The organism is Streptomyces sp. NPDC008092, assembly GCF_042957285.1.
Classification (GTDB): domain Bacteria; phylum Actinomycetota; class Actinomycetes; order Streptomycetales; family Streptomycetaceae; genus Streptomyces.
The window spans coordinates 79123-92579 of record NZ_JBIBHY010000005.1; the positions used below are offsets into that span (position 1 = coordinate 79123).

General features: G+C 71.5%; 14 protein-coding genes. 9 read left to right on the forward strand and 5 right to left on the reverse strand.

What is annotated here, in order from left to right; all coding sequences use genetic code 11:
• Window position 1: 1 nt before the first annotated feature.
• The 4 genes from ACFZB3_RS16840 to ACFZB3_RS16855 all read left to right on the forward strand — a co-directional run bounded on the left by ACFZB3_RS16840 (window position 2) and on the right by ACFZB3_RS16855 (window position 2847).
• Window positions 2–664 carry an ABC transporter permease subunit gene (locus ACFZB3_RS16840; protein WP_391376021.1) on the forward strand — a complete coding sequence of 221 codons (663 nt, stop codon included), beginning with the start codon at window positions 2–4 and terminating at the stop codon, window positions 662–664.
• A 10-nt stretch (window positions 665–674) separates the two neighbouring features.
• Complete coding sequence (locus ACFZB3_RS16845; protein ID WP_391376024.1) at window positions 675–1604, forward strand: glycine betaine ABC transporter substrate-binding protein; 930 nt, start codon at window positions 675–677, stop codon at window positions 1602–1604.
• Window positions 1605–1752: 148 nt separating this feature from the next.
• Complete coding sequence (locus ACFZB3_RS16850; RefSeq protein ID WP_391376026.1) at window positions 1753–2361, forward strand: carbonic anhydrase; 609 nt, start codon at window positions 1753–1755, stop codon at window positions 2359–2361.
• 72 nt (window positions 2362–2433) lie between these two features.
• On the forward strand, window positions 2434–2847 hold the full coding sequence (locus ACFZB3_RS16855; RefSeq protein ID WP_391376029.1) for a hypothetical protein: 414 nt from the start codon (window positions 2434–2436) through the stop codon (window positions 2845–2847).
• 23 nt (window positions 2848–2870) lie between these two features.
• On the opposite strand, the gene ACFZB3_RS16860 is transcribed toward ACFZB3_RS16855, so the two are convergent.
• Window positions 2871–3632 carry an SDR family oxidoreductase gene (locus tag ACFZB3_RS16860; protein ID WP_384041092.1) on the reverse strand — a complete coding sequence of 254 codons (762 nt, stop codon included), beginning with the start codon at window positions 3630–3632 and terminating at the stop codon, window positions 2871–2873.
• A 147-nt stretch (window positions 3633–3779) separates the two neighbouring features.
• On the opposite strand from ACFZB3_RS16860, the gene ACFZB3_RS16865 reads away from it, so the two are divergent.
• The gene (locus ACFZB3_RS16865) at window positions 3780–4607 is read left to right on the forward strand and encodes a helix-turn-helix domain-containing protein (protein WP_391376032.1); all 828 of its coding nucleotides are present in this window, start codon (window positions 3780–3782) and stop codon (window positions 4605–4607) included.
• Between the two features lie 356 nt (window positions 4608–4963).
• On the opposite strand, the gene ACFZB3_RS16870 is transcribed toward ACFZB3_RS16865, so the two are convergent.
• On the reverse strand, window positions 4964–6355 hold the full coding sequence (locus ACFZB3_RS16870) for a cystathionine beta-synthase (RefSeq protein ID WP_391376035.1): 1392 nt from the start codon (window positions 6353–6355) through the stop codon (window positions 4964–4966).
• Window positions 6356–6505: 150 nt separating this feature from the next.
• Here ACFZB3_RS16870 and ACFZB3_RS16875 point away from each other — a divergent pair, with 150 nt between their 5' ends.
• The 3 genes from ACFZB3_RS16875 to ACFZB3_RS16885 all read left to right on the forward strand — a co-directional run bounded on the left by ACFZB3_RS16875 (window position 6506) and on the right by ACFZB3_RS16885 (window position 10069).
• On the forward strand, window positions 6506–7564 hold the full coding sequence (locus ACFZB3_RS16875; RefSeq protein ID WP_391376038.1) for a GDSL-type esterase/lipase family protein: 1059 nt from the start codon (window positions 6506–6508) through the stop codon (window positions 7562–7564).
• 220 nt (window positions 7565–7784) lie between these two features.
• A complete protein-coding gene (locus ACFZB3_RS16880) occupies window positions 7785–9005 on the forward strand; it encodes an acetyl-CoA C-acetyltransferase (RefSeq protein WP_391376041.1) in 1221 nt (406 codons plus the stop codon).
• Between the two features lie 281 nt (window positions 9006–9286).
• The gene (locus ACFZB3_RS16885) at window positions 9287–10069 is read left to right on the forward strand and encodes a hypothetical protein (protein ID WP_391376043.1); all 783 of its coding nucleotides are present in this window, start codon (window positions 9287–9289) and stop codon (window positions 10067–10069) included.
• Window positions 10070–10224: 155 nt separating this feature from the next.
• On the opposite strand, the gene ACFZB3_RS16890 is transcribed toward ACFZB3_RS16885, so the two are convergent.
• Window positions 10225–10536, reverse strand: a complete 312-nt coding sequence (locus tag ACFZB3_RS16890; protein ID WP_391376046.1) for a hypothetical protein — start codon at window positions 10534–10536, stop codon at window positions 10225–10227.
• A 118-nt stretch (window positions 10537–10654) separates the two neighbouring features.
• On the opposite strand from ACFZB3_RS16890, the gene ACFZB3_RS16895 reads away from it, so the two are divergent.
• A complete protein-coding gene (locus ACFZB3_RS16895) occupies window positions 10655–10885 on the forward strand; it encodes a DUF4287 domain-containing protein (RefSeq protein ID WP_093502087.1) in 231 nt (76 codons plus the stop codon).
• 74 nt (window positions 10886–10959) lie between these two features.
• Here ACFZB3_RS16895 and ACFZB3_RS16900 read toward each other — a convergent pair whose 3' ends face one another.
• On the reverse strand, window positions 10960–11820 hold the full coding sequence (locus ACFZB3_RS16900) for a Bax inhibitor-1/YccA family protein (protein ID WP_391376051.1): 861 nt from the start codon (window positions 11818–11820) through the stop codon (window positions 10960–10962).
• A 195-nt stretch (window positions 11821–12015) separates the two neighbouring features.
• Window positions 12016–13206 carry a 4-hydroxybenzoate 3-monooxygenase gene (locus ACFZB3_RS16905; protein ID WP_391376054.1) on the reverse strand — a complete coding sequence of 397 codons (1191 nt, stop codon included), beginning with the start codon at window positions 13204–13206 and terminating at the stop codon, window positions 12016–12018.
• Between the last annotated feature and the right edge of the window lie 251 nt (window positions 13207–13457).

Here is a 13457-nt window from a genome sequence, read left to right on the forward strand (position 1 = left end):
CATGTTCGAACTCTTCAAGAACCTCGGCACCTGGCTGACCAGCGGCTCCCAGTGGGCCGGGCAGGACGGCATCGCCCATCGCCTCGGCGAGCACCTCCAGTACTCGCTCCTCGCGACCCTCATCGCGGCCGCGATCGGCCTCCCGCTCGGGCTGCTGATCGGGCACACCGGCAAGGGCGCGTTCGTCGCCATCAACCTGGCGTCCTTCGGCCGCGCGCTGCCGACCGTCGGCCTGGTGGTGCTGGTCTTCCTGGCCGGCGGCCTGTCGATGCTGCCGGTGTACGTGGCGCTGGTCGCCCTCGCGGTCCCGGCGATCGTCACCAACACCTACGCCGGCATGACCGCCGTCGACCCGGACGTGAAGGACGCGGCGCGCGGCCAGGGCATGCGCGGCCACCAGGTCCTCTTCCAGGTCGAACTGCCGCTCGCGCTCCCCCTGATCATGACGGGCCTGCGCCTCGCGCTCATCCAGGTCGTGGCCACGGCCACCATCGCCGCGTACGTCTCCTTCGGCGGCCTGGGCCGCTACGTCTTCGACGGACTCGCCCAGCGCGACCTCGTCCAGGTGCTCGGCGGCGCGGTGCTCGTCGCGGTCGTCGCCGTCGTCCTGGACCTGCTGCTGAGCAGCCTCCAGCGCTTCCTCTTCCGCCACCGCACCGCCTAGGGAACCCGTTATGAACCGTCGTACCCTCCTCGGTGGCCTGCTCGCCGCCGGTTCCGTCCCCGCCCTCGCCGCCTGCTCCGGCGGCATCACCTCCCTGAACGAGAGCAGCGGCTCGACCGCCGGCGGCGGCTCCAGCAAGGGCGGGATCACCATCGGCACCGCCAACTTCACCGAGAACCAGGTGCTCGGCTACCTCTACGCGGCCGTGCTGGAGAAGGCCGGGGTGAAGGTGAAGGTCCGTCCGAACCTCGGCACCCGGGAGATCGTGATCCCCGCGCTGAAGGCCGGCGACATCGACCTGCTGCCCGAATACCAGGGCGCCCTCCTCAACTACCTGGCCCCCAAGGACGCCTCGGCCGAGCCGGGCACCATGCAGAACGCGCTCACCCTGGCGCTGCCGGCCGGCCTCCAGGTGCTGCCGTACGGGCAGGCCGCCGACTCGGACTGCTTCGTCGTCACCCGGGCGACCGCGCAGAAGTACGGCCTGACCTCCCTCGCCGACCTCGCCAAGCAGAACGGCAAGCTGGTCATCGGCGCCGCGCCCGAGGTGAAGAAGCGCCGGGTGGGCGCGGTGGGCCTCCAGGAGGTGTACGGCGTCGAGTTCAAGGAGTTCAAGTCGCTCGACTCGGACGGGCCGCTGGTCAAGGGCGCGCTGAAGAAGGGCGACGTGGACGTGGCGAACCTGTTCACCACCGACACCGACATCGCGGCCAACGACTGGGTGGTGCTGACCGACCCCAAGAACCTGATCCCCAGCCAGCACATCGTCCCGCTGATCGCCGACCGCAAGGCCGACGACACCGTCCGCAAGGCCCTCGCCAAGCTCGGCAACGTCCTCACCACCGACCAGCTCACCCAGCTCAACAGCCAGGTCGACAACGACAAGAAGGACCCGGAGGACGTGGCGGCCGCCTACGCGAAGCAGCACGGGCTGGCCTGACCGCCGATCCCCGAGCACCGGCCACCGGCCATCAACTCGGTATCGCGTGGGCGATGATCCGGCCAAGAGCCGTTAAATCACCACCGAGCGTAACGTTTCCGCCGCGTACAGTGATGGAAACCATCAGCGCCAGCACCGAGGAAGCGACATGGCCTCGAACCCCAGGGCCCTTCCGACGGCCACCGCCGTCGCCCTCTCCTCGGCGGCCGTCGTGCCCGCCTCGGCGAGCGCGGCCCTCGACGAACTGCTCCAGGGCAACCGGCGGTACGCCACCGGCCGCACCCGCCGGAGCCGGGCCGCGGCACCGCGGCCGTTCGCGGTGGTGCTCGGCTGCGTCGACTCCGGCGCCGCCCCGGAACTGGTCTTCGACCAGGGCCCCGGCGACCTGCTGACCATGAGGACGGCCGGGCAGGTGCTGGACGAGGCGGTGCTCGGTTCCCTCCAGTACGGCGTGCAGGAACTGCGCGTCCCGCTGGTCGTGGTCCTCGGACACGAGGGCTGCGGGGCCGTCGCCGCCACCCTCGCCCGGCTGCGCACCGGTGCGCCCGTCCCCGGTCACCTGGAACTCCTCGCCGCCGAGATCGCACCGGCCGCCCTGCGCACCAGGGCGCTGCCCGGCGACTGGGCCGAGCACACCATGCGGGCCCAGACGGTGTGGGCGCGGGACGCGATCCGGGCGGACTCCGGGTTCGCGGGGGCGTCGGTGGTCGCGGCCCGGTTCGACGCCGGCAGCGGGCTGGTGTCGCTGCTGCCCTGAGGGCGGACCCCCCGCCGGATCCGGGGGATTGCCCCAGTGCGGCAGGCAGGTGCGGCCCCTACGGTGGACGCCATGACGGACGTTCACGACACCGAGCTGAAGAAGGACCTCGCGGCCACCCTGCACGCCCGTAGGGACCTGGGGCCCGAGTACGAGTCGGAACTGGTCGACTCCTTCCTGGAGAAGATCGACCAGCGCATCGACACCGCGGTGGAGCGCCGGCTGCGCCGGGGCCTGGCCGAGCAGCAGATGCAGGCGGCCCGCGGGGCCCGCAGGCCGAAGAGCGCCGACTCCTGGGGCGAGCGCTTCGGCTTCGGGATCGTCTCGCTGGTGCTGGCGATCCCGCTCTCGGCGATCAGCGGCGCGTTCGGCGGCATGACGGGCCTGATCGCCGCCTGGATCGGCATCGTCGGTGTCAACGTGGCCCAGGCCGTCCGCGTCAACCCCGCCCTGTTCCAGCGGGGCGACCGCGACCAGGAGGACTGACCCGGGACCGCGGCCCGGCCGCCTCACACCTGCCGGGTCGGCTGCACGACGACCTGCCGCAGATTGACGTTGCGGGGACGGCTCACCACGTAGCCGACCAGGTCGGCGAGGTCCTCGGCGGCCAGCGCGCCCATCCCGTCGAACATGCCCGCCACCTGCTCACGCAGCTCCTCGCCGTCGATGTGCGTGCCGAGTTCGGTGTCCGTCAGACCCGGTTCGACATTGGTGACCCGCACGTCCCGCGGCCCGAACTCGGCGCGCAGGGACTGCGAGAGGAAGGTGACGGCGGCCTTGGTGGCGCCGTACACGGCGAAGGTGGGGAAGACGACGTGCGCGCCGATGGACGACACGTTGACGAGGTCGGCGGTACGGCCCTCGGCCGCGGCCGCCACCAGGTCCCCGGTGAAGGCCCGCAGCACCCGCAGCACACCGGTCACGTTGGTGTCGAGCATGCGCTGCCACTCGTCGATACGGCCGTCGTCGACGGGGTTGGGCAGCATGACGCCGGCGTTGTTCACGACGAGGTCGACGCTCCCGTAGGCCGCGTGCACGGCGTCGGCCGCGGCCTGCACGGACGCGTCGTCGGTGACGTCGGCGACCACGGCGAGGGCCTCGCCGCCGTTCGCCCGGATCTTCGCCACGACCGTCTCCAGCCGGTCCGCGCGCCGGGCGAGCAGCGCCACCCGGGCGCCCGACTCCGCGAGCCGCAGGGCGACGGCCGCCCCGATCCCGCTGGCGGCACCGGTGACGACGGCGGTACGGCCGGACAGGTTGTCGTACGACATGAGGTACTCCCTGGTGAAGTGCCGCCGGGACCGCCCCGGTGGCGTGTCTCCACACTCGCCGGGTCCGGGCGGCCCACCCAGGGCTGAGCTTTTCCTGGGTCTGGCAGAACCAGGTTGGATGAACGCGGCTCCCCTACGATCGAACCCATGGACGGGGAACTCGGAGACTTCCTGCGCTCGCGCCGCGCCCGCATCCAGCCCGAGGAGGTGGGGCTGCCCTCGCACGGGCGGCGCCGCGTACCGGGCCTGCGCCGCGAGGAGGTGGCGCAGCTGGCAGGGGTGAGCGTCGACTACTACATCCGTCTGGAACAGGGCAGAGGCCCCAGCGTCTCGGACGCGGTGCTCGACGCGATCGCCCGTGTGCTGCGCCTGGACGAGACCGAGCACGCGTACCTGCTGACGGTGGCCCGTCCGCACAAGAAGGGAAGCACCGCGCGCCCGGCCCGTCCCCGCGTCCGCCCCGGCGTACAGCTGCTGCTGGACGGCATGGAGCGGACGCCCGCGTTCGTGCTGGGCCGCAGGATGGACGTGCTGGCCTGGAACGCGCTCGGCGACGCGGTGAACGGGTTCAGCGCCCTGGCCCCGGCCGACCGGAACATCCCGCGCCAGGTCTTCCTCGACCCGGCAGCCGCGGGCTTCTACCCCGACTGGGCCGCCGTCGCCGCCCAGACCGTCGCCAACCTGCGCATCGACGCGGGCCACCACCCCGACGACCCCCGCATGGCCGCGCTGGTCGGCGAACTCTCGCTGAAGAGCGCGGACTTCCGCCGGCTGTGGGCGGACCACGAGGTCAAGGAGTGCGCGTACGGCACGAAACGCATCCAGCACCCGGTGGCGGGCCTGCTCACCCTCCCCTACGAGACCCTCACGGTCCCGACGGACCCGGACCAGACGATCGTGGCGTACACCCCCGAGCCGGGCTCGGAGACGGCGGAACGGCTGGCACTGCTGGGGAGCTGGGCGACCACGGCGTGAGCCGGGAAGCGGGCCGGGACGCGGGCCGGAAAAAGTAATGCGCGGGGACCGCCGCACCCCCGTTACCGGGGGGCGGGACGACGGCGGTCCCCGCGAGGGACGGCAGCCGGGTCAGGGCCGGGCTTGCGCGTCCAGGCGTCCATGGAGGTCCGGGAGCCGCTCCGGAGGTCCTTGGACGTTCGGTGTCGGCCGGGACGGGGAGCCGCTCCCGCCCTGCCGACACCCACTAATCTGCCGGACCCGTGTTAAGCGGGTGCTGCGCGCACGTGACACGCTCGTACCACTTCCGCGAAGTCCACCACTCGGACCGGAAACAGCAAGTTCCCCCGGGTCACGGGCCGTTCACCGGACGTTCGCTACTGCTTGCCGCCCTTGGCGAGAAAGGCCAGCAGGTCCTGCCGGCTGATCACGCCGGTGGGCTTGCCCTCGACGAGGACGATCGCGGCGTCGGCCGCGCCCAGCACCGTCATCAGGTCCCCGACCGGCTCGCCGGAGCCGACCTGGGGCAGCGGGGCGCACATGTGCTTCTCCAGCGGGTCCTCCAGGGAGGCACGCTTGCTGAACAGCGCGTCGAGCAGCTCCCGTTCGACGACCGAGCCGACGACCTCGGCGGCCATCACGTCCGGGTGGCCGGCGCCGGGCTTGACGACGGGCATCTGCGAGACGCCGTACTCGCGCAGCACCTCGATGGCCTGCCCGACCGTCTCGTCCGGGTGCATGTGGACGAGGGAGGGGATGGTCGCCCCGGCCTTGTCGCTGAGCACGTCGCCGACGCGGGCGCTGGGGCCCTCGTCCTCCAGGAAGCCGTAGTCGGCCATCCACTCGTCGTTGAAGATCTTGCTCAGGTAGCCGCGGCCGCTGTCCGGGAGCAGGACCACGACCACGTCGTCCGGGCCGAGCCGCTCGGCCACCCGCAGGGCGGCCACGACGGCCATGCCGCAGGAGCCGCCGACGAGCAGGCCCTCCTCCTTGGCGAGGCGCCGGGTCATCTGGAAGGAGTCCTTGTCGGACACGGCGACGATCTCGTCGGCGACGGTCCGGTCGTAGGCGGTGGGCCAGAAGTCCTCGCCCACACCCTCGACCAGGTACGGCCGCCCGGAACCGCCGGAGTACACGGACCCCTCCGGGTCGGCGCCGACGACCTGGACGCGGCCCTCACTGGCGTCCTTCAGGTAGCGCCCGGTACCCGAAATGGTGCCGCCGGTCCCGACCCCCGCCACGAAATGGGTGATCTTCCCCTCCGTCTGCTCCCACAGCTCGGGGCCGGTCGAGTGATAGTGGGAGAGGGGGTTGTTGGGGTTGGAGTACTGGTCCGGCTTCCACGCGCCGGGCGTCTCGCGGACCAGCCGGTCGGAGACGTTGTAGTACGAGTCCGGGTGCTCCGGGTCGACGGCGGTCGGGCAGACGACCACCTCGGCGCCGTACGCGCGCAGCACGTTGATCTTGTCGGTGCTCACCTTGTCGGGGCACACGAAGATGCACTTGTACCCCTTCTGCTGGGCCACGATCGCCAGCCCCACCCCGGTGTTCCCGCTGGTCGGCTCGACGATGGTGCCGCCGGGCTGCAGTTCCCCGCTCTTCTCCGCGGCCTCGATCATCCGCAGCGCGATGCGGTCCTTCACGGAACCGCCCGGGTTGAAGTACTCGACCTTGGCGAGCACGGTGGCCTGGATGCCCTGGGTGACGCTGTTGAGTCTCACCAGCGGGGTGTTGCCGACGAGACTGATCATCGAGTCGTGGAATCGCACCGTTGTCTCCGGTTGCTTGCAAAAGGTGTGGTCCTAGTGGTGTGGCCAGCCTAAGGCCCCGCTCCGGAGGTTCACTCCCTGTTGAGATTGACGCACGGGCTGTACGGGGCAAGGAGTGGATGAGCGGCAACGAGGAGGTGGCGGCGACGCATGACGAACATGTCCAGGGCGCGGGTGGCCCGGCGGATCGCGGCCGGGGCGGCGTACGGCGGCGGTGGGGTCGGGCTGGTCGGCGCGGCCGCGGTGGGCCTGGTGCTGGCCGAGGTACGGATGGCCAGGACGGCGGTGCACAACGGCAACAGCGGCGGCCGGGTGCCGACGGCGGACGGCCGCTACGGCGTGGGATACGACGCCTGCGGTGAGCCGCCCATCCGCCTGACCATGCTCGGCGACTCCACGGCCGCCGGGCAGGGCGTGCACCGCGCCGCCCAGACACCGGGCGCGCTGCTGGCGTCCGGGCTCGCCGCGGTCGCGGAACGCCCGGTGGAGCTCAGCAACGTGGCCCTTCCCGGTGCCCAGTCCGACGACCTGGACCGCCAGGTCGCCCTGGTGCTGGGCACGGCCTCGCCGGTCCCCGACGTCTGCGTGATCATGATCGGCGCCAACGACGTCACCCGCCGCATGCCGCCGACCCGCTCGGTCCGCCACCTCGCGGCGGCGGTCCGCCGCCTGCGTACGGCGGGGGCCGAGGTGGTGGTCGGCACCTGCCCCGACCTGGGCACCATCGAGCCGGTACGGCAGCCGCTGCGCTGGCTGGCCCGGCGGGCCTCCCGGCAGCTGGCGGCGGCCCAGACGATCGGCACGGTGGAGCAGGGCGGCCGCACGGTGTCGCTGGGCGACCTGCTCGGCCCCGAGTTCGCGGCCAACCCCCGCGAGCTGTTCGGCCCCGACAACTTCCACCCCTCGGCGGAGGGGTACGCCACGGCGGCGATGGCGGTGCTGCCGACGGTGTGCGCGGCGCTGGGCCTCTGGCCGGCAGAGGAGGAGCGCCCCGACGTCACCCGCCGCGAGGGTTTCCTGCCGGTCGCGCGGGCCGCGGCGGAGGCGGCGGCGGAGCCCGGTACGGAGGTCACGGCGGCGATGCCGACGGGGCCGCGTGGACCGTGGGCCCTGCTGAAACGCCGGCGGCGCCAGCACGTGGAACCGCCCGCCCTCCCACCCGACCCGGCTTCCGAGGAGACGAGGTCGAGGGCGGGTACGGCCGAGTAAGGGGGGACGGTGAGGCGCCCCGTAAGGGGCGCGGGGAACTGCGCGAGCAACCCCCACCGGCCCGCACCCGACGACGCGCCGCCGACACAACCCCGACATCACCCAAGCAAGCGCTTAGAAAGTGCGGCCAGTGTCACACCCCGACACCGGTGACCGATGACATACGTACAGGTAACTTCCGAAGCGGCCCTGCCAATCTTCGTACGCCAATGGAGCCGTGATGCCCGAAGCCGTCATCGTCTCGACCGCCCGTTCCCCGATCGGCCGCGCCGTCAAGGGCTCCCTGAAGGACCTGCGCCCCGACGACCTCACCGCGACGATCATCCAGGCCGCCCTCGCCAAGGTCCCCGAGCTGGACCCGCGGGACATCGACGACCTGATGCTCGGCTGCGGCCTCCCCGGCGGCGAGCAGGGCTACAACCTCGGCCGGATCGTCGCCGTGCAGATGGGCATGGACTACCTGCCCGGCACCACGATCACCCGTTACTGTTCCTCGTCGCTGCAGACCAGCCGCATGGCCCTGCACGCCATCAAGGCCGGCGAGGGCGACGTCTTCATCTCGGCCGGTGTCGAGATGGTCTCCCGCTACGCCAAGGGCAGCTCCGACGGCCTCCCGGGCACCACGAACCCGATCTTCGACGAGGCCCAGGCCCGTACCGCCGCCACCGCCGCGTCGACCGGCTCCGGCTGGCACGACCCGCGCGAGGACGGCCTGCTCCCCGACCCGTACATCGCGATGGGCCAGACCGCCGAGAACCTGGCCCGCATCAAGGGCGTCACCCGCCAGGACATGGACGAGTTCGGCGTCCGCTCCCAGAACCTCGCCGAGGAAGCCATCAAGAACGGCTTCTGGGAGCGCGAGATCACCCCGGTGACGCTGCCCGACGGCACGGTCGTCAGCAAGGACGACGGCCCGCGTGCCGGCGTCACCCTGGAGGGCGTCGCCGGCCTGAAGCCGGTCTTCCGCCCCGACGGCCTGGTCACCGCCGGCAACTGCTGCCCGCTGAACGACGGCGCCGCCGCGGTCGTCATCATGAGCGACACCAAGGCCCGCGAGCTGGGCCTGACCCCGCTCGCCCGGATCGTGTCCACCGGTGTCACCGGCCTCTCCCCCGAGATCATGGGCCTCGGCCCGGTGGAGGCGAGCAAGCAGGCCCTGAGCCGCGCCGGTCTCACCATCGACGACATCGACCTGGTCGAGATCAACGAGGCGTTCGCCGCCCAGGTGATCCCCTCCTACCGCGACCTGAACATCCCGCTGGAGAAGCTGAACGTGAACGGCGGCGCCATCGCCGTCGGCCACCCCTTCGGCATGACGGGCGCCCGCATCACCGGCACGCTCATCAACTCCCTCCAGTTCCACGACAAGCAGTTCGGTCTGGAGACCATGTGCGTCGGCGGCGGCCAGGGCATGGCGATGGTCATCGAGCGCCTCAGCTGAGCCTTCTGAGCCCCTGAGTGACCGTCACGGGACGCACCGTGACACCACGGCCCGGTGTTCGAGAAAACCCCGAACACCGGGCCGATTTGTGATCCAATCTCCCCCAGGATGTGACCTATCTCCCTCTGCGGAGATATCGCCGCAGGTCAGCGCCATTGTCCCGGTAAACCCCAGGGCCAAAGTCCTGTCCGTTTCGTGACGTTACGCACTGACAGCTTGATAGTCCACCCTTCAAGCTGATGTAGGAAGTCGGGGGTCGACTTTGAACCGGGAGTACGTCAGTGAGCGCCATGCCGATCGCCTTGCTGCTCACCACGGCCGCCACGGGCGCCGTGGGCGTCGCTGTCCTGCGCACCGTACTGAAGCTGCGCCGTCAGGTCGCCGAGCTGCACACCCAGCTCGCCCAGAACCAGGCCGCGACCTTGCGCGCCCTCATGCCGGCGGCTCGCAGCCATGCCGACGCCGAGGAGATACGCGCCGCGGTGGCGGAGGCGCTGGCCGAGGAGCGGGAGCGGGAGCTGGCCGAGGCGCGGGCCTTCTGGGCCGCGCAGGAGGCGCGTGACGCCTCCGACGCGCCGTCGCTGCTGGGTCTGGCGGACGGGGAGCCGTTCCTGCCCCGGCAGACGGACTTCGTGGGCCTGGAGCCGGTCGCCGAGCCGGCGGCGGAGCCGGACGAGTTCACCGGGGAGTCCCCGGAACTGGCGGCGGCCCGCCGCCGCCACCCGTCCCACCCGGACTTCGTACCGGTGCAGTCGCCGGTGGTGAACGACCACGAGCGGACGGTCGCGACGCTGGAGCAGCTGGCCGAGTCGCAGGTCGAGCTCTCCGACGTCCGCCCGGGTCCGCTGGGCACGCTGGACGTCTACGTCTTCGCCGACGGCACGACGCTGTGCATGACGCCGGGGCACCGGGAGACGGCGGAGCGGCTGGCTGCCGCCCTGGGCGCCGGTGAGACGCCGTACCTGCTGGGCGGCTCCGGGATCTCCGGCGCGTACACGCTGACGTTCGCGTGCGGCGAGGAGAACGTCTACATCCTGGCGGACCGGGTCATAGCGTCGCTCTGAGGTTCTGGGCGCGTTGTCGGGTGCGGGTGCGTGGGGGTTGTTCGCGCAGTTCCCCGCGCCCCCAAAGGGGCGCACTGCAGCGCCCCTTCTTTTGCTTTTAGGGGCGCGGGGAACTGCGCGAACGGCCACGACGGTGCCGCACCCGCCGACGCTCCTCAGACACCCGCCCTCTTCTGCGCCTCTTCCACCAAGCGCACCGCGTCCCCGACCTCGGCGTCGTTCTTCAGCACCACCGCCAGATCGTTCCCGGCCACCGTGATCTGGTCGGCCACCGCGAACATCCCGGCGTCCGGCATCTCGCGGCTCGCCGCCCCCGGCTCCTCCACCGCCTGCGACCACCGGGCCAACTCCCTGGCCAGTCCCAGCGCCTCCGCGGCGGCACCCCGCTGCAACCGGCTCTGCGGCGCCGCCCGCAACTTGTCGGCGAAGCGTTCCACGGCATGCGTCAGAGGCGTCGTATCAACCACGCCGTGAGCGTAACGCGTGCCACCGGCTGTCCTGTCACGACTGTTGCCAACACGCCAACACTCAGGCACGGTGACGTGAAGGACCGGCTACAACCCCCTTTGCGCACCGGAGGCGCCGATGTCCCAAGTCTTCTCCGAGGAGACCCATCGCAACATGCTCGCCCGTATCCCGCACTGCACCGGTCGTGAAGTGTCCGACTGGCTGCGTACCGTCGACGAAGGCCCGGCCCTCTTCCGCTTCGAGGAAAAGGTCAGCTGGCTCCGCCACGAGCACAACCTCGCGTACGGCCACGCGAAGGCGTTGATCCACGAGTACGACCTGAGGAGGGCCGCGCGCAAACTTCTCTAGGCGCGCACGCACACAGACGGCGAAGGGCCCCGGGGTGACGACCCCGGGGCCCTTCTTCAGCCTGTCTCGCGCGGCTAGTCGTTACTGCTGAAGATCGCCACCAGGCGCAGCATCTCGACGTAGATCCACACCAGCGTCATGGTGAGGCCGAACGCGGCCAGCCAGGCCTCGTTCTTCGGGGCGCCGTAGGCGATGCCGTCCTCGATCTGCTTGAAGTCGAGGGTCAGGAAGAACGCGCCGAGCAGGATCGCGATGATGCCGACGATCGCGCCGAGCGGGCCGAAGCTGCGCAGCCCGCCGTTCTCCGCGACGCCGAACGCGACCAGCAGCAGGTTGACCGCCATCACCAGCACGAAGGCGATGGCGATGGCCATGCCGATGCGGGCGTAGCGGGCGGTGACGCGGATCCAGCCGGCCTTGTAGACCAGCAGCGTCGCGGCCGAGACCGCCAGGGTGCCGAGCACCGCCTGGAACGGGGCGCCGCTCCACTGGCTGTTGTACATCTCGCTGATGACGCCGAGGAAGACGCCCTCGAAGGCGGCGTACCCGAGGATCAGCGCCGGCACCGGGGTGCGCTTGAAGCTCTGGATCATGGCCAGGACGAACGCGATGATCGCGGAGCCGACGGCCAGGCCGTAGCTGGTGGTCGAGATCGGCAGCAGCGCCCAGGCGAGGACCGCGCCGACGGCGACCGTGCCGAGCGTCATGCCCGAGCGCGTGACGACGTCGTCCATCGTCATCCGGCCGGTGGTGGCCGGGGCCTGCGGCGGGGCGCCCTGCTGGAGGTCCTGCTGGGCGTACGGGTTGTTCGCGTACGGGTTCTGCGCGTACGGGTTGCCCTGTGCGTACCCGGCCTGCGGCGCGGTGTTGAAGCCCGCGTAGCCGTTGTCGCGGCTGAACCCCCGTCGCGAGAAGACCGGGTTGCTGCTCCTCATTTCACTCCTCCATGGCCACCTCGCGCGGCCTTGGCATCAAGAGTAATGGATTGGCAAAAGATTGACCCTACTACCTGCGGAGGATCTTTCCCTCACCCTGCTGCGCAACACGCTACGCGGAGCCCTGATTCCCGGCCACGGAGGGCTTCATTCCATGACGAAGCCGGAACATGACCGGAACCGGCCGGAGATCCCTCAGGCGTCCCCCGGTACGTCCAGCGGGAAGCCGGTGTACGCCTCCGCCAGGTCGGTCTCGGCCGCCCGGGAGGAGGCGATCCGGCCGAGCCGGGCCAGCTGGAGCCGGGCGTCGAAGGGGGTGTCGGCGGGGCCGGGGTGGAGCATGCTCGTCATGTCGTACGAGAACCGCTCGGCCTGCCAGACGCGGCGCAGGCAGGTCGCCGAGTAGGCGTCGAGGAGTTCCGGGGAGCCCGTCTCCTTCTCGTGGACCAGGGCGCGGGCGAGGGTCACGACGTCGCCGACGGCCAGGTTCAGCCCCTTGGCACCGGTCGGCGGCACGATGTGGGCGGCGTCCCCGGCGAGGAAGAGCCGGCCGTGCCGCATGGGCTCGTGGACGTAGGACCGCATGGGCGTGACCGACTTCTGGGTGATCGGGCCGCGCTCCAGGCGCCAGTCGTCGTCGGTCTCGAAGCGCCGCTCCAGCTCGTCCCAGATCGCCTCGTCGGTCCACGCCTCGGCGTCCGTGTCCGCCGGCACCTGGAGGTAGAGGCGCGAGACGGCCGGGGAGCGCATGGAGAGCAGGGCGAAGCCGCGGTCGTGGCGGGCGTAGACCAGTTCGTCGTGGGAGGGGGCGACGTCGGCGAGGATGCCCAGCCAGGCATAGGGGTACGTCCGCTCGAAGACCCGGGAGAGGGACTCGGGGAACGCGGTGCGGGCGATGCCCCAGAAGCCGTCGCAGCCGACGGCGTAATCGCACTCCAGGACGTCCTCGCGGCCCTCGTGCCGGAACCGGATCCGCGGCCGCCCGCTCTCGGCGCCCTCCACGGCCAGCGCCTCCGCCTCGAAGAGCAGCGGGCCGCCCTCCTTGAGCTGGAGGGCGATGAGGTCCTTGCAGACCTCGGTCTGGGCGTAGACCGTCACGGACCTGCCGCCGGTGAGGCCGGGGAAGTCGACGCGGTGGCGCTGCTTCGCGAACCGCAGCTCGATGCCGTCGTGGCGCAGGCCCTCGCGGTCCATGCGCTCCCCGGCGCCGGCCGCGCGCAGCACGTCCACGGTGCCCTGTTCCAGGATCCCGGCGCGCTGGCGGTGCTCGACGTAGGAGCGGTCGCGGCTCTCCAGGACGACCGAGTCGATGCCCGCGTTGTGCAGCAGCCGCGCGAGGAGGAGCCCGGCGGGTCCGGCTCCGATGATGCCGACGGTGGTGCGCATCGGTCGTTCCCTTCCGTGGACGGGCGCCGTCGCCCGGGGTTCCGAGGGTAGATTGTTCGCCCGGAGACTGTTCGTCTGGTGAAATTTACTTCACTTGACTCCCCCGAGTCTCCGTCCGGTGGCATCCCCTGTCAATGGCGGCGGGTCATGGAACGCGGCCGGGGGGCGGGGGGCCGGGGGGGGGGGGGGGGGCCCCCCCCCGCCCGGGGGGGGGGGGGGGGGGGGGGCCGGCCCCCCCCCCCCCCCCCCCC

What these genes read in the sequence shown, in the direction of transcription:
- ACFZB3_RS16840 (WP_391376021.1), top strand. Translation starts at nt 2, where the DNA reads ATGTTCGAACTCTTCAAGAACCTCGGCACCTGGCTGACCAGCGGCTCC.
- ACFZB3_RS16845 (WP_391376024.1), top strand. Translation starts at nt 675, where the DNA reads ATGAACCGTCGTACCCTCCTCGGTGGCCTGCTCGCCGCCGGTTCCGTC.
- ACFZB3_RS16850 (WP_391376026.1), top strand. Translation starts at nt 1,753, where the DNA reads ATGGCCTCGAACCCCAGGGCCCTTCCGACGGCCACCGCCGTCGCCCTC.
- ACFZB3_RS16855 (WP_391376029.1), top strand. Translation starts at nt 2,434, where the DNA reads ATGACGGACGTTCACGACACCGAGCTGAAGAAGGACCTCGCGGCCACC.
- ACFZB3_RS16860 (WP_384041092.1), bottom strand. Translation starts at nt 3,632, where the DNA reads ATGTCGTACGACAACCTGTCCGGCCGTACCGCCGTCGTCACCGGTGCC.
- ACFZB3_RS16865 (WP_391376032.1), top strand. Translation starts at nt 3,780, where the DNA reads ATGGACGGGGAACTCGGAGACTTCCTGCGCTCGCGCCGCGCCCGCATC.
- ACFZB3_RS16875 (WP_391376038.1), top strand. Translation starts at nt 6,506, where the DNA reads ATGACGAACATGTCCAGGGCGCGGGTGGCCCGGCGGATCGCGGCCGGG.
- ACFZB3_RS16880 (WP_391376041.1), top strand. Translation starts at nt 7,785, where the DNA reads ATGCCCGAAGCCGTCATCGTCTCGACCGCCCGTTCCCCGATCGGCCGC.
- ACFZB3_RS16895 (WP_093502087.1), top strand. Translation starts at nt 10,655, where the DNA reads ATGTCCCAAGTCTTCTCCGAGGAGACCCATCGCAACATGCTCGCCCGT.
- ACFZB3_RS16900 (WP_391376051.1), bottom strand. Translation starts at nt 11,820, where the DNA reads ATGAGGAGCAGCAACCCGGTCTTCTCGCGACGGGGGTTCAGCCGCGAC.
- ACFZB3_RS16905 (WP_391376054.1), bottom strand. Translation starts at nt 13,206, where the DNA reads ATGCGCACCACCGTCGGCATCATCGGAGCCGGACCCGCCGGGCTCCTC.